The organism is Streptomyces hydrogenans (genome assembly GCF_014656075.1).
Classification (GTDB): Bacteria; Actinomycetota; Actinomycetes; order Streptomycetales; family Streptomycetaceae; genus Streptomyces; species Streptomyces hydrogenans.
This window is the reverse complement of record NZ_BNBS01000292.1, coordinates 1-1,233: the sequence shown is the minus strand read 5'-3', so window position 1 is coordinate 1,233 and position 1,233 is coordinate 1. Positions and strand designations below refer to the sequence as shown.

Sequence of the window (1,233 nt, the reverse complement as noted above, 5' to 3'; positions counted from 1 at the left end):
AGAGGTCATCTCATTTGGCTAGCCGGTAGGGTGCGGGCTCGTGGTGGGGATTGTTGAGCGGCTGGTGCCGGACGAGTTGTGGGAACTGTTCCAGCGAGTGGTGCCGGAGGCTCCATCGCGCCCTCAGGGCGGCGGCCGACGTCGGCATGGGGACCGGGAGGTGTTGGCCGCGATCGTCTTTGTGGCGACTTCGGGCTGCACGTGGCAGCAGTTGCCGTCCGCGTCGTTCGGGCCGTCGGGAGCGACAGCCCACCGACGCTTCTCTGAGTGGACGAAGGCCAGAGTGTGGGCCAAGCTCTACCGCCTGGTCCTCGACGATCTTGGCTCGCGAGGCGAGCTGGACTGGTCCCGCTGCGCGATCGACTCGGTGAACATGCGGGCCATGAAAAGGGGGACCTGACAGGTCCAAATCCTGTCGATCGGGGCAAGTACGGCTCGAAGATCCACCTGATCACCGAACGGACCGGTCTGCCCATCTCTGTCGGAATCTCGGCAGCCAACCTGCACGACAGCCAGGCCCTGATCCCACTGGTCAAGGGCATACCGCCGATCCGCTCCCGCCGCGGGCCTCGACGGCGCAGGCCGGGCAAGCTTCACGCCGACAAGGGCTATGACTACTCTCACCTGCGGCGATGGTTACGCGGACGTGGTATCACCCACCGCATCGCCCGCAGGGGCGTCGAGTCCTCGCAGCGATTGGGCCGCCATCGCTGGACCATTGAACGCACCATGGCCTGGCTCGCCGGCTGCCGCCGGCTCCACCGACGCTACGAACGCAAAGCCGATCACTTCCTTGCCTTCACCACCATCGCCTGCGTCCTCGTCTGCTACCGCCGGCTCGCTTGCTGATGTGGTCCCGCAGCAGCTGTATGGCCAGGTCATGATCGTAGGAAGTGGCCAGATCCAGAGGAGTGTGACCGTCCGGATCAGCGAGTTCAGGGTCCGCGCCGAACGCCAGCAGCACGGCCGTGGTGTGCACAGTCAACGGCTGGCCACTCTGCAGGGCGCCATCCCCCTCGGTGTCGATCGCGTGCGTCAGCAGCGTCATGTCGCTGAAGACCTCATCAGGGTCGGCGCCGTGGGCGAGCAGGCGGGCCAGGGTTTCCGCATCCTCGTGCTCGACCGCGAAGTGAGCTGGTGTCCAGTAGTCGCTCATCGGGGCATTCAACAGCGACCGCGACGCTCCTACCAGCAATATTCCCCACTGAGGCAACCAAATGAGATGACCTCTTA

General features: G+C 65.1%; 2 protein-coding genes. One reads left to right on the top strand and one right to left on the bottom strand.

The annotated features are described in order from the left end of the window. Positions 1-49 precede the first annotated feature (49 nt). A protein-coding gene (locus IE321_RS41485; protein ID WP_190226779.1) for an IS5 family transposase occupies positions 50-849 on the top strand; the annotation gives its coding sequence in 2 pieces (ribosomal slippage) (positions 50-389 and positions 389-849; 801 coding nt in all). On the opposite strand, the gene IE321_RS41480 is transcribed toward IE321_RS41485, so the two are convergent. Beyond that, the gene (locus IE321_RS41480) at positions 800-1,156 is read right to left on the bottom strand and encodes an ankyrin repeat domain-containing protein (RefSeq protein WP_190226778.1); all 357 of its coding nucleotides are present in this window, start codon (positions 1,154-1,156) and stop codon (positions 800-802) included. The genes IE321_RS41485 and IE321_RS41480 overlap by 50 nt on opposite strands. Between the last annotated feature and the right edge of the window lie 77 nt (positions 1,157-1,233).